General features: G+C 61.7%; 29 protein-coding genes. 14 read left to right on the top strand and 15 right to left on the bottom strand.

Annotated elements, in window-relative coordinates:
* Positions 1 to 7: 7 nt before the first annotated feature.
* The 5 genes from HY29_RS05720 to HY29_RS05700 all read left to right on the top strand — a co-directional run bounded on the left by HY29_RS05720 (position 8) and on the right by HY29_RS05700 (position 2,908).
* Positions 8 to 466, top strand: coding sequence for a thioredoxin family protein (locus HY29_RS05720; protein ID WP_034793870.1), 459 nt, complete (start codon positions 8 to 10; stop codon positions 464 to 466).
* Positions 467 to 486: 20 nt separating this feature from the next.
* On the top strand, positions 487 to 690 hold the full coding sequence (locus HY29_RS05715) for a YgaP family membrane protein (RefSeq protein ID WP_034793867.1): 204 nt from the start codon (positions 487 to 489) through the stop codon (positions 688 to 690).
* A complete protein-coding gene (locus HY29_RS05710) occupies positions 687 to 1,961 on the top strand; it encodes a TolC family protein (protein WP_034793865.1) in 1,275 nt (424 codons plus the stop codon). The genes HY29_RS05715 and HY29_RS05710 overlap by 4 nt, the downstream gene beginning before the upstream one ends.
* A gap of 141 nt (positions 1,962 to 2,102) precedes the next feature.
* Positions 2,103 to 2,321 (top strand): translation initiation factor IF-1, encoded by a 219-nt coding sequence (infA, locus tag HY29_RS05705; RefSeq protein ID WP_011646371.1) that lies wholly within the window; start codon positions 2,103 to 2,105, stop codon positions 2,319 to 2,321.
* A gap of 2 nt (positions 2,322 to 2,323) precedes the next feature.
* Positions 2,324 to 2,908, top strand: a complete 585-nt coding sequence (locus HY29_RS05700; protein WP_034793863.1) for a Maf family protein — start codon at positions 2,324 to 2,326, stop codon at positions 2,906 to 2,908.
* A 93-nt stretch (positions 2,909 to 3,001) separates the two neighbouring features.
* Here HY29_RS05700 and HY29_RS05695 read toward each other — a convergent pair whose 3' ends face one another.
* The 3 genes from HY29_RS05695 to HY29_RS05685 are packed head-to-tail and all read right to left on the bottom strand — an operon-like array spanning position 3,002 to position 4,290.
* Positions 3,002 to 3,352, bottom strand: coding sequence for a hypothetical protein (locus HY29_RS05695; RefSeq protein WP_034793861.1), 351 nt, complete (start codon positions 3,350 to 3,352; stop codon positions 3,002 to 3,004).
* 10 nt (positions 3,353 to 3,362) lie between these two features.
* Entirely contained in the window at positions 3,363 to 3,890 is a 528-nt protein-coding gene (locus tag HY29_RS05690) for an RNA polymerase sigma factor (protein ID WP_034793858.1), read from the bottom strand.
* Positions 3,891 to 3,921: 31 nt separating this feature from the next.
* Entirely contained in the window at positions 3,922 to 4,290 is a 369-nt protein-coding gene (locus HY29_RS05685) for a DUF6249 domain-containing protein (protein WP_034793856.1), read from the bottom strand.
* Positions 4,291 to 4,441: 151 nt separating this feature from the next.
* On the opposite strand from HY29_RS05685, the gene HY29_RS05680 reads away from it, so the two are divergent.
* The 6 genes from HY29_RS05680 to HY29_RS05655 all read left to right on the top strand — a co-directional run bounded on the left by HY29_RS05680 (position 4,442) and on the right by HY29_RS05655 (position 10,284).
* Positions 4,442 to 5,158 carry a fused DSP-PTPase phosphatase/NAD kinase-like protein gene (locus HY29_RS05680; RefSeq protein WP_034793843.1) on the top strand — a complete coding sequence of 239 codons (717 nt, stop codon included), beginning with the start codon at positions 4,442 to 4,444 and terminating at the stop codon, positions 5,156 to 5,158.
* Positions 5,159 to 5,219: 61 nt separating this feature from the next.
* On the top strand, positions 5,220 to 5,543 hold the full coding sequence (locus HY29_RS05675; RefSeq protein ID WP_034793841.1) for a hypothetical protein: 324 nt from the start codon (positions 5,220 to 5,222) through the stop codon (positions 5,541 to 5,543).
* A 109-nt stretch (positions 5,544 to 5,652) separates the two neighbouring features.
* The gene (locus HY29_RS05670) at positions 5,653 to 5,928 is read left to right on the top strand and encodes a hypothetical protein (RefSeq protein ID WP_034793837.1); all 276 of its coding nucleotides are present in this window, start codon (positions 5,653 to 5,655) and stop codon (positions 5,926 to 5,928) included.
* A gap of 121 nt (positions 5,929 to 6,049) precedes the next feature.
* Complete coding sequence (locus HY29_RS05665; RefSeq protein ID WP_034793988.1) at positions 6,050 to 7,396, top strand: TldD/PmbA family protein; 1,347 nt, start codon at positions 6,050 to 6,052, stop codon at positions 7,394 to 7,396.
* Entirely contained in the window at positions 7,383 to 8,507 is a 1,125-nt protein-coding gene (locus HY29_RS05660; RefSeq protein ID WP_241765141.1) for an inositol monophosphatase family protein, read from the top strand. Before HY29_RS05665 ends, HY29_RS05660 begins: the two co-directional genes overlap by 14 nt.
* Positions 8,508 to 8,535: 28 nt before the next feature.
* Positions 8,536 to 10,284, top strand: a complete 1,749-nt coding sequence (locus HY29_RS05655) for an ABC transporter ATP-binding protein (protein ID WP_034793835.1) — start codon at positions 8,536 to 8,538, stop codon at positions 10,282 to 10,284.
* A gap of 74 nt (positions 10,285 to 10,358) precedes the next feature.
* Here the strand turns inward: HY29_RS05655 and HY29_RS05650 are convergent, their stop codons facing one another.
* The 10 genes from HY29_RS05650 to HY29_RS05605 form a co-directional block, all read right to left on the bottom strand.
* Complete coding sequence (locus HY29_RS05650) at positions 10,359 to 10,772, bottom strand: hypothetical protein (RefSeq protein ID WP_034793832.1); 414 nt, start codon at positions 10,770 to 10,772, stop codon at positions 10,359 to 10,361.
* A 132-nt stretch (positions 10,773 to 10,904) separates the two neighbouring features.
* Entirely contained in the window at positions 10,905 to 11,495 is a 591-nt protein-coding gene (locus HY29_RS05645) for a F0F1 ATP synthase subunit B family protein (RefSeq protein WP_155838215.1), read from the bottom strand.
* A gap of 11 nt (positions 11,496 to 11,506) precedes the next feature.
* Complete coding sequence (locus HY29_RS05640; protein ID WP_051601177.1) at positions 11,507 to 12,058, bottom strand: F0F1 ATP synthase subunit B family protein; 552 nt, start codon at positions 12,056 to 12,058, stop codon at positions 11,507 to 11,509.
* Between the two features lie 88 nt (positions 12,059 to 12,146).
* Positions 12,147 to 12,383 carry a F0F1 ATP synthase subunit C gene (locus HY29_RS05635; protein ID WP_027838455.1) on the bottom strand — a complete coding sequence of 79 codons (237 nt, stop codon included), beginning with the start codon at positions 12,381 to 12,383 and terminating at the stop codon, positions 12,147 to 12,149.
* A 115-nt stretch (positions 12,384 to 12,498) separates the two neighbouring features.
* Positions 12,499 to 13,281 (bottom strand): F0F1 ATP synthase subunit A, encoded by a 783-nt coding sequence (locus HY29_RS05630; RefSeq protein WP_034793827.1) that lies wholly within the window; start codon positions 13,279 to 13,281, stop codon positions 12,499 to 12,501.
* Positions 13,278 to 13,634: an AtpZ/AtpI family protein gene (locus HY29_RS05625; protein WP_051601176.1), complete on the bottom strand. Its 357-nt coding sequence runs from the start codon at positions 13,632 to 13,634 to the stop codon at positions 13,278 to 13,280. Before HY29_RS05625 ends, HY29_RS05630 begins: the two co-directional genes overlap by 4 nt.
* 150 nt (positions 13,635 to 13,784) lie before the next feature.
* Positions 13,785 to 17,246 (bottom strand): chromosome segregation protein SMC, encoded by a 3,462-nt coding sequence (gene smc / locus HY29_RS05620; RefSeq protein ID WP_034793824.1) that lies wholly within the window; start codon positions 17,244 to 17,246, stop codon positions 13,785 to 13,787.
* A gap of 17 nt (positions 17,247 to 17,263) precedes the next feature.
* Positions 17,264 to 17,986, bottom strand: coding sequence for a thioredoxin domain-containing protein (locus HY29_RS05615; protein WP_162176678.1), 723 nt, complete (start codon positions 17,984 to 17,986; stop codon positions 17,264 to 17,266).
* A 74-nt stretch (positions 17,987 to 18,060) separates the two neighbouring features.
* Positions 18,061 to 18,696 carry a DsbA family protein gene (locus HY29_RS05610; RefSeq protein ID WP_051601174.1) on the bottom strand — a complete coding sequence of 212 codons (636 nt, stop codon included), beginning with the start codon at positions 18,694 to 18,696 and terminating at the stop codon, positions 18,061 to 18,063.
* A 25-nt stretch (positions 18,697 to 18,721) separates the two neighbouring features.
* Positions 18,722 to 19,309, bottom strand: coding sequence for a DUF721 domain-containing protein (locus tag HY29_RS05605; RefSeq protein WP_081811246.1), 588 nt, complete (start codon positions 19,307 to 19,309; stop codon positions 18,722 to 18,724).
* A 38-nt stretch (positions 19,310 to 19,347) separates the two neighbouring features.
* Between HY29_RS05605 and mutY the strand changes: the two genes are divergently transcribed.
* Both mutY and HY29_RS05595 read left to right on the top strand, forming a co-directional pair.
* Complete coding sequence (gene mutY / locus HY29_RS05600; protein WP_034793818.1) at positions 19,348 to 20,394, top strand: A/G-specific adenine glycosylase; 1,047 nt, start codon at positions 19,348 to 19,350, stop codon at positions 20,392 to 20,394.
* Between the two features lie 77 nt (positions 20,395 to 20,471).
* Positions 20,472 to 22,418, top strand: a complete 1,947-nt coding sequence (locus tag HY29_RS05595) for a sialate O-acetylesterase (protein ID WP_034793815.1) — start codon at positions 20,472 to 20,474, stop codon at positions 22,416 to 22,418.
* Positions 22,419 to 22,421: 3 nt separating this feature from the next.
* Here the strand turns inward: HY29_RS05595 and HY29_RS05590 are convergent, their stop codons facing one another.
* Complete coding sequence (locus tag HY29_RS05590; RefSeq protein WP_034793812.1) at positions 22,422 to 23,339, bottom strand: fatty acid desaturase family protein; 918 nt, start codon at positions 23,337 to 23,339, stop codon at positions 22,422 to 22,424.
* Between the two features lie 51 nt (positions 23,340 to 23,390).
* Here HY29_RS05590 and HY29_RS05585 point away from each other — a divergent pair, with 51 nt between their 5' ends.
* Positions 23,391 to 24,230: a hypothetical protein gene (locus HY29_RS05585; protein WP_241765140.1), complete on the top strand. Its 840-nt coding sequence runs from the start codon at positions 23,391 to 23,393 to the stop codon at positions 24,228 to 24,230.
* Between the two features lie 39 nt (positions 24,231 to 24,269).
* Here HY29_RS05585 and HY29_RS05580 read toward each other — a convergent pair whose 3' ends face one another.
* Positions 24,270 to 25,352 carry a site-specific DNA-methyltransferase gene (locus tag HY29_RS05580; protein ID WP_034793809.1) on the bottom strand — a complete coding sequence of 361 codons (1,083 nt, stop codon included), beginning with the start codon at positions 25,350 to 25,352 and terminating at the stop codon, positions 24,270 to 24,272.
* Between the last annotated feature and the right edge of the window lie 219 nt (positions 25,353 to 25,571).

The raw sequence follows: 25,571 nt of genomic DNA, 5'->3' as shown, positions 1-25,571 counted from the left end.
GCTCTTCATGTCCGAGACGTCCGTCGATACCCAGATGCTGGTCTGCGTCCATTGCGGCGCGGCGAACCGTGTGTCTGCCGGCAAGCCATTGACCGGCGGGCGCTGTGGCAAATGCAAGGCCGGCCTCGCCACGCCCCAGCCTGTCGATATTGACGAAAAGATGCTGGCCCGCCTGCAGGCGCGCGATACCGGCGCCTATGTGCTGGATGTCTGGGCGCCCTGGTGCGGCCCGTGCCGCATGATGGCCCCGGCCTATGCCGAGGCCGCCAGCCGCTTTGCCGGTCAGGTACGGTTCTTCAAACTGAATTCAGACCAGAACCAGTCCGCATCGGCTGGCCTCGGCATTCGGGGCATCCCGACGCTGATCGCCTGGAACGGCGCAAAGAAGATCGCCCAGCAGCCCGGCGCGCAGACCCGGGACGGACTGATCAACTGGGTGAAGTCAAACTTCAGGCTGTCTGCCTGATCTGTGGAAGGAGTATTCCCATGAATATCGACCGTGCTGTTTTTGCTTTTGCGGGCCTCATCGTTCTGGCCAGCCTGGCACTTGGCTATTTCGTTTCGCCTTACTGGTTCCTGCTGACCGCCTTTGTCGGGCTGAACCTGTTCCAGGCAGCCTTTACCGGCTTCTGCCCGGCGGCGATGATTTTCAAAGCGCTGGGCCTGAAATCCGGAAACGCCTTCAAATGAGGTTTCGCGCGTGTCTGTCCGGGGCCTGCCTGATGGCGCTCGCGCCGCTGGCAGTGGCTGAGCCTGTGTCCCTGCAGCAGGCCCTTGAGGCTGCCCTGCAATATGACCCCGCGCTCGATCAGGCCTCTGCCGGGATGGAGCGCAGTGAAGCCGGTCTGGACGCTGCGCGCGCAAAGACCGGTCCGACTGCGGGCCTGCAGGCCCAAATCGGCGCACTGGAGACAGACTTCACAACAGACCGCATCTCACAGGTGCCGCGTCAGATCGGTCTGCAGGCGGAATGGCCGGTGTTCACCTCCGGGGCCAACGCCGCCGCGATTGATGCCGCCCGGGCCCAGCGTGAGGCCTCTGCCGCGCAATTGCTCAGCGCGCGCGAGCAGACCGTCCTCAACACGTTTGAGGCTTATGCCCGTGCCTGGCTGGCGGAACAGGAACTGGCCGTCGCCCGTCAGCAGGTAGAGACGTTCCGCCTCCGCCTGCAACAGACAGAGGCGCAGTTCGATCAGGGCATCGTCACGCGTACAGACATCGCGCTCACCCAGTCTCGCCTTGCCTCCGCTGAGGCGCAGCAGGCGGGCTACCGCGCTGCGCTGGCCGCAGCGAAGGCAAGGCTGGCCCGTCTGACCGGTTTGGACCAGCCAAGTCCGCAACACCCGGCCGCGCTGCCGGGAGAGACGCCAACAGACTTCCAGCAATCATTGGCGCATGTGCTGGAGACCAATCCGGACCTCGCCGCCGCACGCGCCGCTGAGACCTCCGCCGACAAGCGTGTTCAGGAAGCGCGCAGCCGGTTTGGCCCGAAAGTCTCCCTCAAGGCACGGGCGACCACGGGCGAGGACATCTATTTCTTCTTCGATGACCCGATCAGCGATGTCGGGGCCTTCGTCTCGGTGGAGGTGCCGCTTTACACAAGCGGTCTGAAATCCGCGAGCGCGAGAGAGGCGCGGGCAGGGCGCAGCGTCGCCACTGCAGGTGTGCGCATCGCGGAAGTTCAGCTGAAGGAAGCCGTCAGCAGCCTGTGGGGCGATATTGAGGCGCGCCGCCTGGCCCTGAAGGCCGCGACCCGCGCAGAGCGTGCGGCCAGCCTCGCGGCAGAAGGCGCCTACAAGGAATATGATGCCGGTGCGCGCACCCTGGTGGATGCGCTGGATGCCGAAAACGCCTATCGTGATGCCCAGATTGCGCGCCTTCGGGCGGGGGTGGAGCTGCAGCTGGCATCGGCCCGTTTGCGCGCGCTGTCCTCTGATCTCGAACCGAGTCTGATGCCCTGACGTATCAGAAGCACGGGAATTCCGGAAAATGGCTTTAATCGCCTTGCTGAGCTTCAAATCTTGCCGGAATCCGTGCAAACCGTTATGCGCCCCCTATATGCGTTTCGGCGGCGCAATGGACCGCCCTGATTTGGAGACTGCATGTCGAAGGAAGAACTGATCGAATTTGAAGGCACAGTTGTCGAACTGCTGCCGAACGCGACGTTTCGCGTGAAACTGGAAAATGACCACGAAATCATTGCCCACACCGCAGGCAAGATGCGCAAGAACCGCATCCGCGTGCTGACCGGTGACAAGGTTATGGTTGAAATGACGCCCTATGACCTGACCAAGGGCCGCATCACCTACCGCTTCAAATAAGCATGATCGCGTCCTCCGGGCACGCCCCCTTGATCCTCGCCAGTGCGAGTCCCCGGCGGCGAGACCTGCTCGCCCAGATCGGGATTGTGCCGGACGCGATCCACCCGACCGACATTGACGAATCCCGTCGCAAGGACGAGTCGCCACGCGCGCTGGCGGAGCGTCTTGCTGTGGAGAAGGCTGAGGCCTGCCCGGAAGCGGGCTATGTGCTGGCAGCGGATACGGTCGTTGCGCTGGGCCAGCGCAATCTGGAAAAGGCGGCAGATGAGGCTGAGGCGGAACAGTTTCTGCGCCAATTATCTGGCCGCGCCCATCAATGCATCACAGGAGTGGCCGTAAAGGCTCCGGATGGCCGCCTCGCCAGCCGCACTGTGCTCGCGCGGGTCAAGATGAAGCGGCTGACCGATCAGGACATCGCTGCCTACATCGCCAGCGGCGAATGGAAGGGCAAGGCCGGCGGCTATGGCATCCAGGGTATGGCCGGCGCCTTCATCACCCATATCAGCGGCAGCTACACAACCATTGTCGGCCTGCCGCTATACGAAACAAAAGCCCTGCTCGAAGGGCTGGGCTGGCGCAAACCCTGAAGCCCGAGCCAGTGCTTCGACTTCGCTCTGCATGAGCGCGCCTCAAATACAGGCCTCATCCTGAGCAAAGTCGAAGGATAATGGGAAAAGAGCCTAAGTCCGTTCCCAGGTGGTGATGGCCAGGAGGCTGAGTGTCACGACGCCGCCGACGACCAGCCAGAGCGGATCGACCGTGGACAGAAGGCTCGCATCCTTGCTCGCGTCGACCACGGATTTGGTGAGGGCCAGGTCCAGCCCCGTCCAGCCTGACAGCAGTTTTGGCAATTGCATCGCGGCGACGCTCGCCCCGGCTAGGCCGACTGCGCCCAGCAGGACACGGCGCATCAGGGCCTTGCGGCGGATACCGCCCATCACGTCCTGAACGAAGGGGGCCGGGTCCAGCTTGCGGTCCTCTGCCGTAAAAAGATCGGTGAGGTCTGAGTAGGTTTCCTGTTCACGCATCATCTGTACTCCATCACGCCACTTGGCTGCTTGCAAGTTGTTTGCGAAGCGCGTCCACGCCGCGCGTCACATGGGATTTTACGGTGCCGAGCGGCCAGCCGGTCGCGTCGGCCGCTTCGCGATGTGACAGGCCCGCTGCGACGCAGAGCGTGACGCACACGCGCTGGGCTTCTGTCAGTTTCTGCAAGGCATTGGTCAGATCCATCTGGTCGCCCACCTCATCGGACTGGGTGCGCATAAACGGAACGATTTCTGCTGTTTCGTCAAACTCGATCTCGATCTTCTGCTTGCGGCGGGCTTGCAGATATTCCCGCCAGCAGATGGTGCAGATCCAGGCCGAGAAGGTGCCGCCGGTATAGGTGCCGATCTTTTGCCAGGCCTTCAGGAAGGTGATCTGGGCTATGTCGTCACCGTCACTGGCAGACCCGGTCAGCCGCCGGGCCATGCCCCGCACGCGGGCCTGGTGGCGCCGCACCAGCTCGGCATAGGCTGCCTCGCTGCCTTGTGCGGCGTCTTCGGCCAGGTCTGGATCGCTGCGCATGTCGCGCCCTCCTTCGGAGACCCGTCTCAGCTCAGGCCGTCTCACGGCGGCCGAATGCCCAGAGGCCAAGATAGGCCAGACCCAGGAATACCGGAAATGAGGCCACGCCAATCATCGGCTTGATGGCTTCACCCTGTTCGCTGCCAACCATCACGCCGAGGAAGCCAAAGGCGATCCCGACGGCCAGGAACAGCACACCGCGGCGCAGATCAGCCCGGACCGGGTCTGTCACCAGCGCCAGGCGCTCAATCATCTCACGGTCCAGAACCTGGCCCTTGTCGATGGCGTCGCGCACGGTTTCGTGGATGGTTTTGCGTTTCTTGAAATTGAAATGGCTGACCAGCCAGACAATTCCGACAATCGTGGCGCACAGGCCAATTGGGACGATGATGTCTTCCATAATGAAGCTCCTTCAAGGGTTTAATGGGCGCTCACTGCGGCGCCTTTGATTGTAAGATGCAGGCAGGAGCGCGTTTGGATGCAGGCGGATGCGATTTTCTTTCTGACGCTATTGCTTGCAGGCAGAAGGAGGGGCGGCTAATCGCAGGGCAATGGTAAAGATCAGGTCCAAGAAAAAGCGGAAGACGCCCCACGTTGCGGCGGATCTCACGACACGCGAAGGCCGTGCCCGGGCCCGCCGGGAGATGGTCTGGCAGGATCACGGCTTCCTGCGCGCGGCTTTTTCAAATCTGCATCAGATCTCGCCCGAGATGTGGCGGGCGAACCAGCCCTCTCCGAAGAAGGTGGTCGAGTATGCCGAGAAACTGGGCATCCGCACGATCCTGAACCTGCGCGGGGAAAGCACCAAGGGCTATTACCTGTTGGAGAAAGAGGCCTGCGAGAAAGCGGGAATCACCCTCATCGATTTCCAGGTCTTCTCCCGCGATACGCCGACGAAAGAGGCGCTGTTCGCGGCGAAGGAGCTGTTCGAGACCATCGAATACCCGGCGTTGATGCATTGCAAATCCGGCGCGGACCGGGCGGGGCTGATGTCCGTTCTCTACAAATTGCTGCGCGAAAACGTGCCTTTTGAAGAGGCGGTGGAGCAATTGTCTCTGAAATACCTGCACGTGAAGCATGGCAAGACAGGCATGCTGGACGCCTTCTTCCAGACCTATGCCAACTATAATGTCGGGCGCGCGCCGGAAGACTGGAAGCCTTTCCTGGACTGGGTGGAAGAGGATTACGACCGCCTGAAAGTGAAGGAAGACTTCATGCGTGACTTTGGTAAAGGCGTTCAGGTCGACAAGATCCTGAACCGGGAATAGGCGCTTTACCTGCTGGTTAATTTCATGCTTGGCTTGGGCCACACAGATCGGAGCTGCCGGAATGCGCGTGCTTATCCTGACCTTTGCGGCCATGGCGACCCTGACCGCTTGCCATCAGAAGTCCGACCGGCAAATCCTGACCGAGACCTGCGTGGCCGAGGGCGAGACCCCTGCGACCTGCCAGTGCATCACCGCCGCCATGGAAGAGAATTTGAGCCCGGGCCTGTTCCGCCGAACCGCTGCCGCTATCGGCCGGGAAAAGCGCCGGGTCGGCAAATATGTCGAATCCCTGAAACTGGAAGAACAGCTCGAATTTGCGAGTGTTCTGAGCGAGATGGTGTCGTGTGAGCTGTCGCAGCCCGATGCGGAAATCGTCGTCGATTGAGGCATAAAAGCACCCGATAGCCGGGCCCAAGTTCGTTTCTCGCGTGTATTTGCGTGACGTGAGACACCAATCCGCTTAGATATGACGCGGAGTTAAGGAAGGGGATACCATGAAGTTCTTCATCATCAACAGCTTCCGGACGATGGTTTACGTGGCCTATATCGCCATTGTCGTCGCCGGTATCGCACTTGGCCTGTACAATCGCGGCGAGTTTTCAGGAGAGTTGCTGGGCCTTAGCGGCACGCTGGCTCAAGTGGCTGATTTTGCCATCTTCACGGTTGGCGGCTGGATCGCGGCCAGCCTGGTCTGCGGCCTGATCGTGACGCTGCTGGACATTCGCGACGACATCAATGACCGCCTGCCGGACGCGCGCCGCGACGACTGAGCAGACACATGATTTCCGGGGGGAGATGAAAGGGCCGTCAGCCAGTGCTGGCGGCCTTTTTGCCACCTGTTGCCTGACTCCCGCAGTTGCGCAGTCAGGCGGCGCAGTCCATCTACGCTTCATGGCTGATTTTACTACACCGCCGGCCGATCTGCTTGCCGGACTTCTGGACCATTGCCGCAAGGAAGGCGCCGATGCCGCCGATGCGAGAATCGGCATTGCCGATGGCGTCAGCGTTTCTGTGCGCGATGGCAATCTCGAAAGCATCGAACGCGAAGAGGGCCGCTCTGTGGCGCTGCGCTGCTTCTATGGAAAGCGTCAGGCGCATGTCTCTGGCGCAGACCTTTCCAGCGAGGGCCTGAAGGCCCTGGCAGAGCGCTGTGTCGCGATGGCGAAGGCTGTGCCCGAGGACAAGTTCTGCGGCCTGCCTGGGCCGGATGAGCTGGCGACGGGCGACCTCGACATGGATCTGACCGGCGAGCCGGAAATCTCCGCCGAAGTGCTGGAAACCGAAGCGCTGACAGCAGAAGCCAGCGCCCTGTCTGTGCCGGGCGTCAAGACTGTGGCGGGCTGCGGCGCGGCCTGGAACCGGTCTTCGCGCTGGGTCGCCGCCAGCAATGGCTTTTCCGCCTACAAGACCGGCACCTCGACCAGTCTGGGCCTGGCGGCTGTGGCCGAACGCGATGGCCATATGGAGCGTGACTATGACAGCTGGTCTGTCCGCTTCACCAAGGACCGCCCGACGGCCGAAGAGATTGGCAAGACGGCAGGCGAACGCACGATTTCGCGCCTTGGCTCCCGCAAGCTTGCGACGCAGAAGGCGGCTGTCCTGTATGACCGCCGCGTCTCTGCCAGCCTGATCGGGGCCTTCCTCAGCGCGATTTCCGGCCCGTCCGTGGCGCGCGGTGTCAGCTTCCTGAAAGACAAGATGGGCGAGCAGGTGTTCGCCAAGGGCATCCACATCATTGATGACCCGTTCCGCCCTATGGGCATGGGCTCGCGCAGCCATGATGGCGAAGGCATGCCGGTGAAGGAGACTCATCTGATTGATGATGGCCGCCTGACCGACTGGCTGCTGAACTCCCCGTCTGCGCGCCAGCTGGGCCTGAAGCCGAATGGCTTTTCGGCGCTTGGCTTTGGCGATCCGCCGGGCGTGACGACGTCAAACCTTTACCTCAAGGCCGGTGAGCAGACGCCTGCCGATCTGGTGAAGCAGGCCGGCAAGGGCCTGTTGGTGACAGACATGTTCGGCCCGTCCATCAACCCTAATACCGGCGACTATTCCGTCGGCGTGGCGGGCTTCTGGTTCGAGGATGGCGAGATTGCCTATCCGGTCTCTGAAGTGACCATTGCGGGTGACCTGCCCTCCATGTTCGCGCGGCTGATCCCGGCGTCGGATTTGGAGTTCCGGGGCACGCGGGATGCGCCGAGCATTCTGGTTGAGGATATGAGTCTTGCGGGCAGCTGACCGCACCCTGTCTGACGATATGAGGGTCCTGCGCGAAGTGGCGCAGGAGGCAGGCAAGCTCGCTCTGTCCTTCATGATGGATGACTCAGCTGTCAAAACCTGGCGCAAATCCGGCGGCAGTCCCGTTACCGCGGCTGATATTGCCGTGAACCGGCTCTGCTCCGAGCGGCTGACCCGCTTTCGGCGAGACTATGGCTGGCTGTCTGAAGAGACGCTGGACAATCGCGATGCCCGCCAGAAGGATCGCTGCTGGGTGGTCGACCCGATCGACGGCACGCGCGCCTTCATGCGCAATGACCCCTATTGGTGTGTCGGCCTTTCCATCGTCGAGGAGGGCGAGGCGGTGGCTGGCGTGATCTATGCTCCGCAACTGGACCAGCTATACGAGGCCCGGCGCGGCGGCGGGGCATTCCTGAACGGACAGTCCATCCGCGTGTCGGAATGCCGGTCGGAACAGGGCTGCCGGATGATCGCGGCGGAGGAAATGATCCGCCATAAGGCCTGGAGCGAGCCCTGGCCGGAGCTGACCCTGGCACAGCCGAAACCGAACGCCACCCTGCTGCGCCTGGCCTTTGTTGCCTCCGGCGCGTGGGATGCGACGATGGCCATGGGCAACAAGTCTGACTGGGACCTGGCGGCTGGAACTGTGCTCGTTCAGGAGGCAGGAGGTGTCGTAACGACACATAAAGGCGAAAAACTCATCTTTAACCGCGATGTACCTGCACAACGAAGCGTCATCGCATCTGGAAACAGCTTGCATCCTCTGTTAGTGCGCAGATCAGAAATTGTGGATATACCTGACCCACAGGAAAGGGCGGCTGAAATAGCCCCCGCACAGATTACGGAGCCAGTAAAAATGGGCGAAGCCACCCGCGACACCAAGCAGCTTCTCCACATCGTATTCGGCGGCGAGCTGAAGGATGTGGCCGAAGTGGAATTCGAAGATCTTTCCAAGGTCGACTTTGTCGGCGCCTTCCCGAACTACAAGGAAGCCTACGACGCCTGGAAAAATGCGGCCCACCGCACAGTGGACAATGCAGAAGTCCGCTATTTCATCCTGCACGCCCACAAGCTGCTGGACCCGGAAACAGGAGATCACCATCACGTCTGAGGTGGTGACACGTAAGGCCCCCAAACAAATGGGGAGCCTGAGACGACTGTTCTCGGCTTATTTCAGCCATTACCTTGGCTGGTTTGCGGCTGGGACGCTCATGGCCCTGCTGACCTCGCTCAGCGCCATGGGCTATTCCCTGATCCTGAAGAAGATGGGCGACCAGCTGCAGGCGACCTTCGGGGAAACCGTCGCGCAGGCAGAGGCCGATTCCGGCTGGATCGGCTGGGTTGCCCTGGCGATCATCGGCCTGTCGGCGGCGCGGGCGCTGTCGCTCTATCTGATGACGCTGTTCAACAATACCGGCGTTCAGCGCGGGCTTGTGCTGGTACAGAGCAGCCAGTTCGATTCCCTGACCGATGGTGACTATGCGCGCATCTCTGCCGATGCGTCCGGCGATTTCGTCTCGCGCTTCATCAATGATGTGAACGCGATCCGCGATGCGGCGCTGCGCTTTGCCAATAATTTCACCAAGAGCGTGATCACCGTGACCGGTGTGCTGGGCGTGATGCTGTACATCGACTGGCAGCTGACCCTGCTGTTGCTGGTGGCCTATCCGATTGCATTCGGCCCGGTCATCAGCCTTGGAAACCGGATCCGCAAACGCTCCAAACAGGCGCAGAAGCAGATCGGGGAAGTGACCTCTCTGCTCTCGGAAGGCTTCCAGTCTGCCCGCGTGGTGAAGGCCTATGGGCTGGAGCCGTATCAGAAGTCCCGCGCCAAGAGGGGCTTTGTCGAACGCTCCCGCCTGTTCCTGAAAGTGCTGTCGAACCGGGCGGCGGTCGACCCGATCCTTGAGGTCGCAGGTGGCGCGGCGCTGGCGGGCATTCTGGGCTTTGCGGCCTGGCGGATGTCCGAAGGCGCGATGACGCTGGGCGACCTTCTCGGCTTCATTGCGGCGCTGGGCATTGTCTCACCGGAGCTTCGCGCGCTGGGCACGCTGAACTCGGTGGCGCAGGAAGGCGGCGCCGCCGCAGACCGCGTGTTCGAGATCATCGATGCGCCGTGCCATATCTCTGACCTTCCGGATGCGGAGCGGCTGGGCAAGGTGTCTGGCGAAGTCCGCTTTGAGGATGTGCATTTTGCCTATCCCGACGGGACGCGCGCCCTGCATGGGCTGAGCTTTTCGGCAAGGCCGGGAGAGACGGTGGCTATTGTCGGCCCGTCCGGTGCGGGCAAGTCGACCGTCTTCAATCTGTTGATGCGCCTGTATGATCCGATGAGCGGGGTGGTCAGCGTGGATGCCCATGACATTCGCCATGTCGTGGGCGATACGCTGCGGGCGAATATCGGCCTGGTCGCGCAGGATGCGGCGCTGTTTGACGATACGATCCGCAACAATATCGCGCTCGGTCGGCTGGGCGCCACGAATGCCGAAATCGAAGCCGCAGCGCGGGCGGCCAATGCGCATGAGTTCATCACGCAGATGCCAGACGGCTATGATGCACCGGCAGGTGAAATGGGGCGCAACCTCTCCGGTGGCCAGCGCCAGCGGATCGCCCTGGCGCGGGCCATTCTGCGCGGCGCGCCAATCCTGCTGCTGGATGAAGCGACGTCGGCGCTGGACGCCGAAAGCGAAGCCAAGGTGCAGGCGGCTCTGGCAGAATTCTCCGCAGGCCGCACGACGCTGATCATCGCACACCGGCTGTCCACCGTGCGGTCTGCCGACCGGATCATCGTGATGGAAAATGGCCGAGCCGTGGAAGAAGGCAGTCACGACACGCTGATGGCGAGCAGTGGCGCCTATAAGCGGCTGGTAGAACTGCAGCTGAGTTAGGCTTCTAGCTGCACGTGCGACGCCGGTTAAGGCGCTTTGTGGGTGGGGTAAATTTTTATCCGTGAGGGGATGGGTCAGGTGTCTGGTGGCGGCAGGACGCATTCCACAACATTGGCGCTCATCCCGGCAACAGCCGAGATCCAGAACTGCGCGTCCTGAGCCTGCTGCCCTGGGCCCCGGCTTTCGCCGGGGTGAGCGGACATGAGGACGCTGCCATCAAGAGCCGCTGTGAAGGCCTTGCCTGGTTCCCACGCAAACGGATCTTGCTGTTTCTGCTTGGCGAGGGCCGCTTCGCGTTCAGCTTCCGTGTCGCCAATATATACGAGTGTGACATCGCCATGGCGGTTCATTTTGAACATGAATGGTACGCCGGGCCCCTTGATCGAGCGGATATACATCCGCACGACAATCAGCTGCAGCCAGATCCAGAAGCGGTATGGCTCCAGTTCCGGTGTCAGATTGCGGGGAGGGGCGAATAGCTGATCCATGGCCGCAAGTGTGCCCCGGCCGCCTCTCCTACGAATTCAGAAAAGCAAAAACCCCTGATCTGCCGGGCAAATCAGGGGTTTTCAAAGATGCGGGCAGGGAGAGGCGTTTGCCTATTCCCCTATGTTCGAGCCTTAATTGGCCAGAGCCGTCTCGATTTCGCGAGCTGCAGATTCGAACTGATCGACAGCCGTGTCTTCAGCCAGAAGACGCTTGGCAGCCTGTGTCGCAGCGTCCGCAGCGGCACGGCGCACTTCGTCGGTTGCCTCTGCTTCGGCGCGCGCGATGCGTGCCTCGGCCAGCGCTTCGCGGCGCGTCAGGCGATCTGCCAGTTCCTTGCGGGCTTCTTCCATGATGCGCTTGGCGTCTTCTTTCGCCTGGGCGATCATGGCTTCCGCTTCCTTGTCAGCGTCCTGCTGGCGGCGCTCGGCCAGGGCAAGGGCTTCAGCAGCCTGCTCACGCAGATTGCGGGCTTCTTCCAGCTCGTTGCGGATGTCATCCGCGCGCTTGTCCAAGCCGCTGGTGATGGCCTTGAGGGCCCCCATGCGCCAGGCAATGATCAGGAACACCGCAAAGGCCAGGAAGGCCGTGTGGGTGACAGGGTCTGTCAGCGAATACATCAGGCCGCCGATAAAGCCGCCACCACCATGGCTGCCGGACGCGGCAAATGCCGGCGCAGCCACCAGTGTGGTGAGAGCGAGGGCAGGGACAACACGCATATTCATAAGTTTGTCTCCTACTTCAGCGAGGCCGAAACGGCTTTTTTCAGATCGGCGGGAGAGGCTTTCAGGCCGAACCGGGCCGTCATGGCATCTGCCGTATCAATTGCGATCTGTTCGACATTCTGCATGGCCTTGGTGCGCATCTCGGTGATGCGGGATTCAGCGGCTTCCAGCTTTTTTTCGATCTCTGTGTCGACGCGAGCGGTTTGCGCGCTCACTTCGTCATCGATCTTCTGCTTGGCTTTGGCAGCCGTTTCACGGGCCTTTGCCTTGGCCTGCGCAATGCGCAGCTCAAGGGCCTGTTGGGCTTCGGTGGCCTGCTCGTTCAGGACAGCAGCCTGATCGAGATCCGAGGCGATGCGGTCAGATCGTTTTTCGATCGTGTCCGACATCTTCGGCAGGATGAAGCGCGATAGGGCGAAATAGAGAACCGCAAAGAGGATGGCCAGCCAGAACAGCTGACCCGGCATGTGCCAGGCTTCGAACGGCGGGAACGGCGGCGGTGCGTCGTCCGGCATATGCCCGGACCCGTGTGCAGCCCCTTGTGCCAGTAATGCGATCAGCATTGTCTATCCTCAGTCATACAGTCCGTTTTGACCGGGCCTGATGTGCGATGTGCACGGGCCCGGCCAGAGAAGAGTCCGGTAGGTGGTGTTAGACCACGAACAGGATCAGCACGGCGACCAGGAAGGACAGAATGCCGAGGGCTTCTGCGAGGGCCATACCGATGAAGAGGTTACCGGTCTGCTGCGGAGCAGCGGACGGATTGCGCATGGCAGCGTCGAGGAACGAGCTGAAGATGTTACCCACACCGATAGCAGCACCGATCATGCCGAGCGTTGCGAGGCCTGCGCCTACATATTTAAGGCCGAGAGCGATATCGCCTTCCATGGTTGTCTCCTGTTTGGAATGCAAAAGGTTTCTAATTTGCCGCCCGTGAAGCGTGTTCGCCGGGCTACGTCAAGGTTTTAGTGCGGCCCCTATGGCCGCACTGGCGAAAGTTTCCCTAGTGTGACGGGTGAAGTGCGTCGTTGAGATATACGCAGGTCAGAATAGCGAACACATAGGCTTGCAGACCGGCCACCAGCAGCTCCAGTGCGTTGAGCGCGACGCCCATGCCGAAAGCCAGCAGGCCGACCACACCAAGCAGCACCGTGCCGGAGATGGCTGCGCCGATCAGCTGGGCTGCAAAAGTTGCAAACAGTTTCAGCATGATGTGTCCGGCCAGCATGTTGGCGAACAGACGCAGCGCCAGGGTAACCGGGCGGGCCAGGAAGGAAATCACCTCGATCGGAACGAGGATGAAATAGATCAGGAACGGTGCGCCCGACGGGGCGAACAGTTTGAAGAATTTCAGGCCGTTCTTCCAGATACCGAAACCGATGACGATGGAGATCACCAGGATGGCAAGGGCGCCGGTGACAACCAGATGGCTGGTTGTCGTGAAGGCATAGGGCACCATGCCGATCATGTTGGCGAAGAAGACGAAGAAGAAGAGGGTGAACACGAACGGGAAGAAGCGCAGGCCTTCTTCACCGGCGGTGGAGCGCACCATGTCTGCGACAAAGCCATAGCCGATCTCTGCCATGGACTGGGTGCGGCCCGGCACCAGGGCGCGCTTGGAGGCCGCGTAGCCGAAGAAGGCAATGCACAGCACAACGCCCAGCAGCATGAAGCCCGACGCGTTGGTGAAGGAAATGTCGATGCCGCCAATGCTCAGGTCCAGCCATTTGCTGACCTGGAACTGGTGGATCGGATCAATCGCGGTTTGTGTAAGAGCGAAGTTCATTCGTTCCCGGTCCCGTTTGTTGAGGTCTCAGACCCCTGTGAAGTTTCCTGCGCCCGGGCATTCAGTTCCCGATAGGCGCGCATCATCGCCCGAATACCTGCTGCGAAGCCAAAGGCCCCCATAATCAACAGGCCCCAGGGTTTGCTCCCTGCGAATACATCAATCCAGTAGCCTAACAGACCCCCGACAAAGATGCAGGCGACGAATTCCGCGCCATATCGCAGGGCATACGCCCCGGCTGAGAGACTTCCCTCGTCAGGTTCCAGCTTGCGCTTGGCTGCTTCCTTGGCCGCTCTGGCCGCCTGCGCCTGGGCGATACGCTCCCCCAGGTCGTCTGGACCATTACTGGACATTGTCTGCCATAGCTCCGCGCACGCGAATCCCTTCCGATGGGGTGCCCCCCGGATTTCGGCGCAAACTATGTACAGGGGCCCGCCAAGTCAACCGCGATTGCAGTTTGCTACATCTTTGAAAATACTGGGTTTCTATACCCGGAGTGTGCGTTACTCCGCCGCAACAAGCTCTTCAGCGGCCTGAAGGTCCACGGAAACCAGCTTGGAGACGCCTTTTTCGCGCATGGTTACGCCGAAAAGACGGTCCATCCGGCTCATCGTCACCGGGTTGTGGGTGATGATGACAAAGCGGGTGTCGGTACGCTGGCGCATTTCGTTCAACATGTTGCAGAAACGATCCACGTTTGCGTCGTCCAGCGGGGCGTCGACCTCGTCCAGCACGCAGATCGGTGCCGGGCGGGAGAGGAAGACCGCGAAGATCAGCGCAGCAGCCGTCAGGGCCTGCTCGCCCCCGGACATCAGGTTCAGCGTGCCGAGCTTCTTGCCGGGCGGTTGGGCAAAGATTTCGAGGCCAGCCTGCAGCGGGTCCTCCGCATCGACGAGGCGAAGCTCTGCCTGGCCACCGCGGAACAGGGCGGTGAACAGAGCCTTGAAGTGCTCGTTGACCGTCTCGAAGGCTTTTAACAGGCGTTCGCGGCCTTCGGCGTTCAGGGCATCGACGCCCTGGCGCAGCTTGGCGATGGCGGCAACCAGGTCTTCCTTCTCGGTTATCTGTGAGCCGAGCCGTTCTTCCAGCTCTGCCGCTTCTTCCTCGGCATTCATGTTGACGCCGCCCAACTGGTCGCGGTCCCGGCGGAGGTCGTCGGCGCGGCGTTCGGCATCACGGGGCGTAAAGTCGCCCATTGTCTCTTCGTCGAGGCCCGCTTCGGCAATTGCCAACAGGCCGTCCGGCGTGCGTTGGAAATTATTGCGGGCGATCTCGACCGATTCTTCGAGGCGGCCTTCGGCGTTTTCGAGCTTCACTTTCCAGCCCGCGAGATTCTCACGCGCTTCGGAGGCGGCATTGGCAGCCTGGCGGGCGGCCTGCTCGGCCTCGCGAATCGCGGTTTCCTTTTCGGCCAGTCTGTCGGCCATTTGTTTGCGCTCGGCTTCAAGCGATTCGACCTGGTCGCGATTGCTGTCGATCTGGCCTGCCAGTTCTTCCGGGCGTGCTTTCGCGGCCAGCGCCTCAGAGGCGGCTGTCTTGCGGCGTTCGATCAGGCGGGCAAGGCGTTCCTCGGCGGAGGTGATGCGCGCCGACCATGTCTTGATGTCCCGCTCCAGCCCTTCGCGGCGGGCGGCGGCCTGTTCGCGGCCACGCGTGATGTCTGTCAGGCGGCCACGGGCTTCGACTTCTTCCGTGCGAGCCTCGGCAACCATTGTGCGGGCATCGGCCAGGCGGGTCTGCAACTCGGCTTCATCCTCGGCCGGGCCCTCGGGAGAGATCATGGCCAGCGTCTCATTGACGATGGCGAGATCTGCCTCGGCGCGGGTCAGGGCTTCGCCGCTTGTGTCGCGCTTCATGGCAGCACGTTCAGAGGCTTGCGCCTCCTGAGAGACCTTGTTGCGGGCTTCGCTGAGCGCGCGCTGGGCCGGGGCGATGGCCTGGCGATGCTCTTTCAGAGTGCGCTCTGTTGCCTCGCGGCGCTCCCGCGCTGTGACCAGCTCCGCTTCGCGGGCCTCGAAGGCCTGTTGCAGGGGAATCAGTTCTGCTTCGGCGGCCTCAAGACGGGCCTGCTGTTCAAGACGTGCCGCAGCGCTGACCGGAGCGTCTGGTGTGCGCGTGAACCCGTCCCAGCGCCAGAGATGGCCTTCGACGGAGACGAGGCGCTGGCCTGGCTTCAGCTCTGCCATCAGGCGTTCGCCCTCGGCGAGGTCCACGACGCCGCACTGAGAGAGGCGCGCGGCAAGCTCGCCCGGCGCTTCGGTAACTTCTGTCAGCGGTGTTGCGCCCATGGGCAGGGACTGGCTGGCTAGTGACGCGCCGCCCCAGAACATGGCCGCATTGCGATCGGTCGGCGCTTCGATGTCGTCGCCAAGGGCCGCTGCCACGGCCTTCTCGTAGCCATCCTTGGTGCGGATGCGTTCGACGACCGGCGGGGCGGTGGGGCCTTCGGCCTTGCGCAGCAATTTATGCAGGCCGGCAATCTCTGCTTCCAGCGCGCGCAGTTCCTGCTGGGCGGCATCACGCGGAGCCTGAGCCGAGGTTTCCGCGTCTCGGGCCGTAACCAGATCGGCTTCAGCGGTCTCGACGGCGCGTTCGGCATCCTGCAGCGCGGTCTCTGCCTGATCCTGTGCGTCTTTCGCCTCTTTCAGGCGGCGCACCAGGGTTACGGCATCTTCCAGACCGGACATTTCGCGCTGGAGGCGCTCAATTTCCGCGGTCAGCTGGGATTTGCGACGGTTTTGGGCTGCGGCGTTTTCTTCAGAGGCACGGCGCTGTGCGCGGACTTCGGAGAGACGCTCCTGCGCTTCATCGGCGCTCTTTTCGGCAGCAGCCAGACGCGTGCGGGCATTTTCCAATGCGGTGCGCGTTTCGGCCTCGATCTCTTCATTGCGGGCTTCATCCAGCACCGGCAGGGAGGAGAGTTCGAATTTGGCGTGGGCGAGCGCATCTTCGGCCTCCAGCTTGGTGGCCTGTTCGCGCTCAATGTCTTCCATCAGGCGGGTGGCCTCGGCATCGAGACGTTCAAATGTGTCGGCAGCAACCTGGCGCTCGGTTTCCAGCTTGGCGAGGGCAATACGGGCCTGGCCAAGTTTGGCGGCGGCAACGCTTTCGGCTTCGCGCAGCGGGTTCAGGCCTTCGCTGGCCTCGATCCGCTCGCGTTCGCGCATGGCGTCTTCGCGGGTCTTCTCTTCGACAGCGCGGCGGGCCTGTTCAAGATTCTCTCGCGCGGTTTCGCAGGCAAGCTTGGCCTCGTGCCAGCGCAGATGCGCGATCAGCGCGTCGAGGGCGTGGATCTCTTCGGAGAGGCGCTTGTATTTGCGGGCCTTGCTGGCCTGGCGCTTCAGGCTGGCGAGCTGGCGTTCGACTTCGGCAGAGACTTCCGTCAGGCGTTCGAGATTGGTCTCGGCGCCGTTCAGCTTCAGCTCTGCCTCGTGCCGGCGTGTATTGAGCCCCGAAATGCCGGCGGCCTCTTCCAGAATGCGGCGGCGGTTCTGGGGCTTGGAGCCGATCAGTTCCGAGATCTGGCCCTGACGGACAAGCGCCGGGGAGTTGGCGCCCGTGGAGGCATCCGCGAACAATAGCTGCACATCCTTGCCGCGTACGGTGCGGCCGTTCAGCTTGTAGGTGGAGCCCGCGCCGCGCTTCAGGCGGCGGATGATTTCCAGCGTGTCGGCAGAATTGAATTCCGGCGGCGCGGTGCGCTTGGAATTGTCCAGCACCAGCGTGACCTCTGCCGTCTCGCGGGCCGGACGACCGTCCGCCCCGGAGAAGATCAGATCGTCCATCTCTCCCCCGCGCATGGCACGGGCAGAGCTGGCGCCCATGGCCCAGCGCAGGGCTTCGAGCAAATTGGACTTGCCGCAGCCATTCGGGCCGACAATGCCTGTCAGCCCTGGCTCTACGGGAAAATTCTGCGGGTCAACGAATGACTTGAAGCCAGCAATACGGAGTTCAGTTATCTGCATTCCGGCTCCTTTCCCGTCTATTCGCTATCGGTCGTGTCTGTATCGCCTGATTCTGCCGGATCTGCAGCGGCAGGCGCATCAACGCCCTTGGCTGCGAGCGCTTCATTCAGGCTCGCCTTAACGCGGTCAGCCGAATTCATGCGTTCGAATTGCTGTACATTGCCATCGATCACGAAGGTTGGCGTGCCGGTGACATTGTATTTCTCGGCGGTGGCGTAGATGTCGGCCATCTGCGTGCGCAGGCTGGTATCATTCATGCACGCATCGAACTGCTCTTCTGTCTCGATGCCGTGACGCTTGCCGATGGTCTGCAGGGCCGCTTTCAGAACGCCATTCTGGGCAGCGTTCACGATGCCGGACTGGTATTCGAACAGCTCGTCCAGAACGTCGAAATACTTGTCCTCGCCTGCGCACATGGCGACCAGATAGGCCGGTACATCAGGCTGGTGCAGCGGGTATTCACGATAGATCAGCTTCACCTTGCCGGTGGAGATGTATTCTTCCTCAACGACGGGAAGGATCTGGTCGTGCCAGTATTTACAGGCCGGGCAGGTAGGGGAGGCATATTCGATCAGCGTGACAGGCGCGTCGGGAGAGCCTTTAAGGTGGCCCAGTTCAGCGTTCGCGGTCTTGTCCGCCGTGTTCGTGGCCGGGGTTGAGCCCTTGGCGTCATTGCCACATGCGGCCAGCGCAAGCGCCGACATGGCAACAATGGCAGTGCGTCGAGAGAAGAAGTTCATGATCATAACCTTCGCGTTAAGAATTGAGTCGGTTTGGTTGCCAATTCGTTAACTGCAACCCCGTGTTCTGTTAACTATTGTGCCTGTTGCTCAGGCGTATCTGAGGCCTCGGGCATCTGTTTGTCGAGCCAGGCGGAGAAGGTTTCGCCAGAGCGGAAATCATCATCCACATATTTCTCCTCGCCATTAACGATGAGCGTGGGCGTGCCGTGAAGCTCATAGGCGTCGGCGCTCTTTTCTACCTCGATGATGTCGAGCCGGATGTTCATGTCCCTGTAGCAGTCATTGAAGGCATCCTCGCTGTCGATGCCGTAGGGCGTGCCGATCTCAACGAACTTTTCCATCGCCTTTCCCTGGCTGGCGGCGGACAGGATGTCGGACTGGTTCTCAAAGATTGTGTCGGTGATCTCGAAGAATTTGTCTTCCGGTGCGCAGCGGGCGAGCGCAACAAGAGCGACATCGAGATCATTGCGGAGCACTTCGCGGAAGATGAAGCGGACCTTGCCGGTGTCGACATAGTCTTCCTCAATCGTCGGCTGGACCTTGTCGTGGAAGTATTTGCAGCCGCCACAGGTGAGCGAGCCATATTCGATGATCGTGATCGGGGCATCCTCGGCGCCCTTGCTGTGGCCGATGGTGTAGTCTTCAGCGAGCGCCGGGGCCGCAGCGAGGCAGATGGCCGTGGCAGCCGTGACAATGGATTTCAGCATGGGCATGGGTCCTCAGCGCAGTCTCTCAGAAAGGCAGCTCGCCGCCGGGTTTGGTCGGTGGCGTGGCCTCTGGTTCATCATCTTCGGTGGTTAACATGGCGGTGCCGAGCGCAACAATTGCGGCGCGCAGTTTCTCGTCCTGAATGCGGGCGGCGTGGCCTTCCAGCTCCTGACGCTCTTTCGGGGTCAGCGGCCGGGTCTTGCGGCGCAGCGGTTTGACGTCGCTGGACTGCAGCTGGCCCTGCACGATCTTGATGGCAGTGATGTCTCCGCCAGCCGAGACCGAGACGCGCTGGCGCAGGGTTTCGGACTGGTGCTGTACCATCGGCGCGGCCTGGGGCAGGACTTTCAGGGTCAGCACGCGGCCGGCCTTGCCGCCGCTGAGGCGCTCAGGCCGGCAGTATTTGTAAAGCTGCTCTCCGGCGATCTCCCGCCAGCGCTGGCGCAGCACCTGAATGGGCGGCAGCTTTTTGGCGCCGGACTTGCGGCCAATCCGCTCTGCGGCCAGGCCGATCTGGTTCATGCCGGGATGCGCGCGGCGCGCCCGCATGTAACGCAGGCGGACCCGGGCCCGGGCTTCCTCTATGGGATCAAGACTTGATCTCGTGACCATTCCAACGAGATTGCACGGCTTGCACGCGAGGGAAAGTCATGGGCCGATCAAAGCACGCAGATTTGAACAGCCTGCCTGACAGGTTGCTCGCCTGGTATGAGCGTCATGCCCGTGACCTGCCCTGGCGGATCGGCCCGGCAAACCGCGCGGTGGGAGAGCGCCCGGACCCTTACCGTGTCTGGCTGTGCGAGATCATGATGCAACAGACGACCATTCCGCACGGCACACCATATTTCTTCAAGTTCACAGAGCGCTGGCCGACGGTCGAGGCGCTTGCGGCGGCGAAGGATGAAGAAGTGATGAGTGCCTGGGCGGGGCTCGGCTATTATGCGCGGGCGCGCAATCTGCTGAAATGTGCGCGGGAGGTGGCGGCGCGCGGCGGCTTTCCGGAGACAGAGGCCGAACTGCGCAAGCTGCCCGGGGTCGGGCCGTACACAGCGGGCGCGATCGCGGCGATTGCGTTCGACCAGGTGGCCGCGGCGGTGGACGGGAATGTCGACCGCGTGTTCGCGCGGCTGTTGGCGCTGAAAGGCGACTGGGCGGCAGAGAAGAAGGTGATCGCCGAGCGTGTGCGCCAGCTGGTGCCAGAGGAGCGGCCGGGTGAGTTCGCCGAGGCGCTGATGGATCTGGGCGCGACGGTGTGCACGCCGACAAAACCGAACTGCCTGACCTGTCCGCTGTCTGAGCTCTGCGCCGCGCGGGCCGAGGGCAATCCGGAGCGCTATCCGATCAAGCCTGCCAAGGCGGCAAAGCCGGTGCGCCATGGTATCGCCTATGTGCTGCAGTCCAAGGGCGAGGTGCTGTTGGTGCGGCGGCCGGACAAGGGTTTGCTTGGCGGGATGCTGGCTCTGCCGACAGGCGACTGGGTGGAGGGTGACTTCCCGGAGACGCCGCCGCCCGCCAAGGCCGACTGGGAAGAGGTGGGAGAGGTGCGCCACGTGTTCACGCACTTTGCGCTGCGCTTCAAGGTGATGCGCGCGGAGCTGGCCCGGCGTCCCAAGGCGGACGGCCAATGGGTCACGCTGAACGCGGTGGAAGGCCTGCCCAGCGTGTTCGCCAAGGCCTTCAAACTGGCGACGAAATAAATTTAGTTACCGCTAACACTGGACTTTCTGTCCGGGCTGTTGAACCTTTGCCGAAAATCAAAAGGGCGGAGTTTCAGATGGCATTTGGCAAATGGAGTTTCACAAGCGCGACGGCTGTGCTGCTGGCGGGCAGCGCACTGGCAGAGGCGCCGAAGCTGGCCGATGTGTTCGGCGATCACATGGTGATCCAGCGCGATGCGCCGGTGACGATCTTTGGCGAGGCCGAGCCGGGCGACCTGCTGATGGTAAAGCTGGACGATGCCGCCAAACAGGTGACAGCCGGGCGCGATGGCCGTTGGTGGGCGGAGTTTCCGGCGCTTGAAGCCGGCAGCGCGCACACGATCACGCTGGCGCAGAATGAGGCGTTGGTCGATTCTGCGGAGGATGTGCTGGCAGGCGATGTGTTCCTGTGTTCCGGCCAGTCCAATATGGAATATCCACTGTCGCGCGTGAACTATGGCGCGCGCGAGGTGGAGGCGGCGAGTCATGAGCGGCTGCGCCTGCTGCAGGTTTCCAAAGTGTTGTCTCTGACGCCGGAGCGGGACTTGCCGGAAGGCGATGCGTGGGCGGTCTCTTCGCCGGACTCTGCCAAAGACTTTTCGGCGCTGTGCTATTTCACAGGCCGCGACTTGATGAAGGCGCATGATGTGCCGGTCGGCCTGATCAATTCCAGCTGGGGCGGATCCCGCATCGAGCCCTGGATCGATGGCGACCTGATGCGCGCGCAGCCAGACTACAAGGCGCAACTGGACCTGCTGGAGACGTATCGCGATGACCCGCTGGCCGGGATGAAGACCTATGCCGACATGTGGCAGACCGCCTGGCTTGCAGACCCGGCCAATGAGGGCGTGAAGCCGTGGGAAGATGATACGGCCGGAACGTGGAAATCCGTACCCGGTTCAATGTCTGACTGGCAGGCCTGGGGAGATCCGGACCTGGAGCATCATTACGGCATGGTGTGGCACAAGGTAAGCTTCACGCTGACGCCGGAGCAGGCGAAACAGGATGCGACAATACATCTGGGCGCAATGGATGATACGGACTTCACCTGGCTGAACGGCACGCCGATTGGCTCGACATTCAGCTGGGGTGGGAACCGGGATTACAAGGTGCCGGCAAAGCTGTTGAAGCCGGGCAAGAACACTTTGTTGGTGAACGTCCATAATGATTGGGCGAGTGGCGGGATGAGCGGCCCGGATGAGGCGATGAAGGTGGAGCTGGCAGATGGCTCTGCGGTCTCCATCGCAAAGGGCTGGTCTTACCAAAAAGTGCCGGCGAGCGTGAAAGTGCCGCCGCCCGCACCCTGGTTCACGATCAAGGGCTATACGATGACCCACAATGCCATGATTGCGCCTCTTGCGGGGATCCGCCTGAAAGGGGCGATTTGGTATCAGGGCGAGTCCAATGCCGGGGATGGCGAGGCGTATGAAGAATTGCTGGGTCTGCTGATGAAGGATTGGCGCCAGAAATTCGGCGCGGATTTGCCAGTGATGGTCGTGCAGCTGCCGCGCTTTGGTGCGCTGCCGGTCAAGGCGGGTGAACCGGGCTGGGGCGTTATCCGGGAATCGATGCGCCGTGCGACCGAGGATGATGACAAGGCGGGCCTGGTCGTGACGATTGATCTGGGCGACGCTGTGGATATTCACCCGACCAACAAGCTGGCCGTGGCAGAGCGCGCCGTGCGGTTGGCCAATGATCTGATCTATGAAGAGCGTGTGACCGGGCCGTCCGGCCCTGAAATGGCATCTGTCTCACGGGATGGCGATGTGATCCGCGTAACGTTTGATGGCGTGGAGAAGGGGCTTCAGACCATCAGTTCCGGGACGGTCTTCGGGTTTGAGGTCTGTCTGGAAGACGGCATGTGCCGCTTTGCCAATGCATCCCTTGTGGGAGATGCGGCGGTGATCGAAGCAGAGGGCGAGCCGGTGACAGAGATACGCTACTGTCAGGGCGACTCGCCGCTGTGCAATCTGTTCGACGGCAATGGCCTGCCGGCCGGGCCGTTCTGGGCCGCTGTGGAGTAAGCCTTATTCCGCAGGCACCATGCCGGGCTCATCGCGCCGGACCGCGCGGCGGAGCACCTGTCCATAGCCATGCGAGATGCACTCATAGCCGTCATAATATCCGCGGGATGAGAGCAGCTGGTGCAGGCGCTTAAGCCGGTAGGGCGGGATCGACGCGAACATGTGATGCTCCAGATGGTAGTTCACATCGTTCGGGGCGATCAGCACACGCTGCCAGAAGGGCGCAATTGTGGTGCCGGTGTTGAGGCGCGGGTCAAGCTGGCTGCGGTCTGCTGCTGTGCCGTGCTCGCCAATCTGGCGCAGGCGGACAATGGCAGGATAGACGAACAGCTCTGCCGCCCACCACATCAGATAGGCCCATGGTGCGCCAATAGCCGTCAGTGTGCCGAGCAGCAGGACGTGAAAGGTCAGCCACGGCCAGTTCCGCGACAGGCGGAAACTGCGGATCTTGCGCAGCGTATCGCGAAAGCCGGTCTGGCCTGTGAGGTCGCGGATGAATTTGCGGCGCAAACTGTCCTTTGAGACGGGATAATTCTTCACGAAGATGATGTCCGGATCATCCGGCGTACCGGCATATTTGTGGTGCTTCAGATGATAGGCGCGGTAGGCGGGCAGAGAGATGTTCATTGGTGCGCCGACCAGATAATGGCCAACGAATTCGTCGACCTTCGGGCTTTTGAAGAAAGCGTGGTGGGCGCAATCATGATTGATGATGCCGAGGCCGAGCTGACGCCCGCCCAGAATGATGATGCCCGCCAGAATGGTCAGCGGGTTCGGCCAGATGATCGCAATGGCGAAGGCACCGATAATGAGGCCCCAGTTCCAGGAAAGCGTTGCAAGTGCGTGAAGGTCTGATTTCTTACGCAACTCGCGAAGTTCTTCCTTCGTGACTGCCTCTGACAGTTTCATCGGCGTGGACATGCCCTTCCCTCCAATTATGTGATTTAATAGTTTATTACACAAAATAACAGTATGAGTCAATTCGTGTATTATTTTGAGCCTTTGAAACCGGAAGACGTGTCTGCCCGCGCGCTGGTGCTGTCTCTGATGAGCAGTACGGGCGCGGCCGAACACCCTATCGGCCAGCTGATCAACGCTGCCGCGCTGTTCGGAATCGAGGCGGCGACCCTGCGTGTAGCGGTGACGCGCCTGATGAAGGACGATTTGCTGGAAAGCGCTGAACGCGGCGTCTATGCGCCGGGGCCGAAATCCCGCGCGCTGACGCGCCGTGTGCAGCAATGGCAGCATGTGGCTGACCGTATGGTGGACTGGAATGGCGACTGGCTGGTCGCGCTGGTGCAGCATTTGGGGCGCAGTAACCGCAAGCAATTGCGGGCGCGCGAGCGGGCGCTGGCGCTCTCTGGCTATCAGGAGACAGATGACGGGCTGTGGGTGCGGCCGGCCAATCTGGCGAGCGATCTGGACCGTCACCGCGCGGATCTGACGGATATTGGCGCGGATGACGATATCATCCTGATGCGAGCCTCAGGCGTCGCGAAGCAGGGCGATCAGAACTGGGCGCGCCTGTGGTCGCCTGCGGATCTGTCCCGCTCCTATGCCCGTGCCGTGGAGGCCATCGAAGTGAGCCTGACGCGATTGCCGGGTTTGAGCGTGGAGGCGGCGGCGCGCGAGACATTGCTGATCGGTCAGCCGGTGATCCGGGCGATCAACTTCGATCCGCTGTTGCCGCCGGAACTCGGCGATCAGGCGGGCTTCCTGCGCATGGCGGAGAAGATGCTGGAATATAACAAGACGGGCCAGGCCTGCTGGCGGGCTTATTATACGTCGCTAGAAGAAACGGCGCAGGACTGATCCCGCGCCGCTTCAGGCATTCAGATGTCAGGCTGGGCGCTAGTTGAGGCCCATTTCCTCACGATAACGGCGGCGCAGCAGGTCAATCGGAGCGAGATTCCGCTTCGGGTCTTCGAAGTGCCAGTACGTCCAGCCATTGCAGGCCGGCGCCTGTTGCACATGTGCGCCGAGGCGGTGGATCGAGCCGGAAACGCTGCCAGTGGTCAGCGAGCCATCGACGCGAATGCGGGCCTGGTAGCGGCGCTGCGGGCTGAACAGGCGGTCGCCGGGCTTCAGCCAGCCGCTTTCCAAGAGGGCGCCGAATGGCACGCGCGGCAGGGATTTCTTGCTCTTTTCCGTTTCGAGTACGGCGCCTTCGATGGGCTCAATCGCTTTCAGGCGGGCGCGTGAGAGGCGGGCATAGGCTTCATCACGCTCGATGCCGATGAAATTGCGGCCGAGGCGCTTGGCTGCAGCAGCCGTGGTGCCGGTGCCGGAGAACGGGTCGAGGACCGTATCGCCGGGATTGGTCGTGGCCAGCAGGACGCGTTGGAGCAGGGATTCCGGCTTCTGCGTCGGGTGGGCTTTCTTGCCGTCTTCATCCTTCAGGCGCTCTCCGCCGGTGCAAAGCGGGATCAGCCAGTCGGAACGCATCTGCTTGTCATCATTGAAGACTTTCAGTGCGTCATAATTGAATGTGCACTTCGACTGTTCGGACTTGCCAGCCCAGATCAGCGTTTCGTGGGCGTTCTGGAAGCGGGTGCCCTTGAAATTCGGCATCGGGTTCGACTTCAGCCAGATCACGTCATTCTGGATCCAGAAGCCCTGGTCCTGCAGGATCGAGCCGACGCGGAAGATGTTGTGATAGGAGCCGATCACCCAGATCGCGCCATCATCTTTCAGGACGCGGCGGCACTCTTCCAGCCATTGATGGCAGAACAGGTCATAGGCGTCGAAGCTGTCGAACTTGTCCCACTCATCATCCACGCCATCCACGACAGACTGGTCCGGACGGGTCAGGCCGCCGCCAAGCTGGAGGTTGTATGGCGGATCAGCAAAAACGAGATCGACAGACTTGTCCGGCAAGCGCGACAGGATATCAATGCAATCGCCCTGCATGATGACGTTTTTCTGTAGTTCCATTTCAACGGCCCCGCTCAACAATAATCAAATACAAAACTGAAGAACGAATCAGTGCCGGGCATCGGTTTCTGAAACCCTAATCGTTGCCCTGCCGAATCAGTTCTGGATTGTTGCGCATCCGAAACTATCAGGCTGTTCGGCCTGTGGATAGAGCTGTGGATAAATCTGTGGAGAAGGATGTGAATTCGCCCTGAATTCTGGATAAGGCCCTTATGGCAT

The organism is Hyphomonas beringensis (genome assembly GCF_000682755.1).
In the GTDB taxonomy this organism is placed as follows: Bacteria; Pseudomonadota; Alphaproteobacteria; order Caulobacterales; family Hyphomonadaceae; genus Hyphomonas; species Hyphomonas beringensis.
Note: the sequence above shows the minus strand (reverse complement) of the source record. Positions and strands in the feature narration are given on the sequence as shown.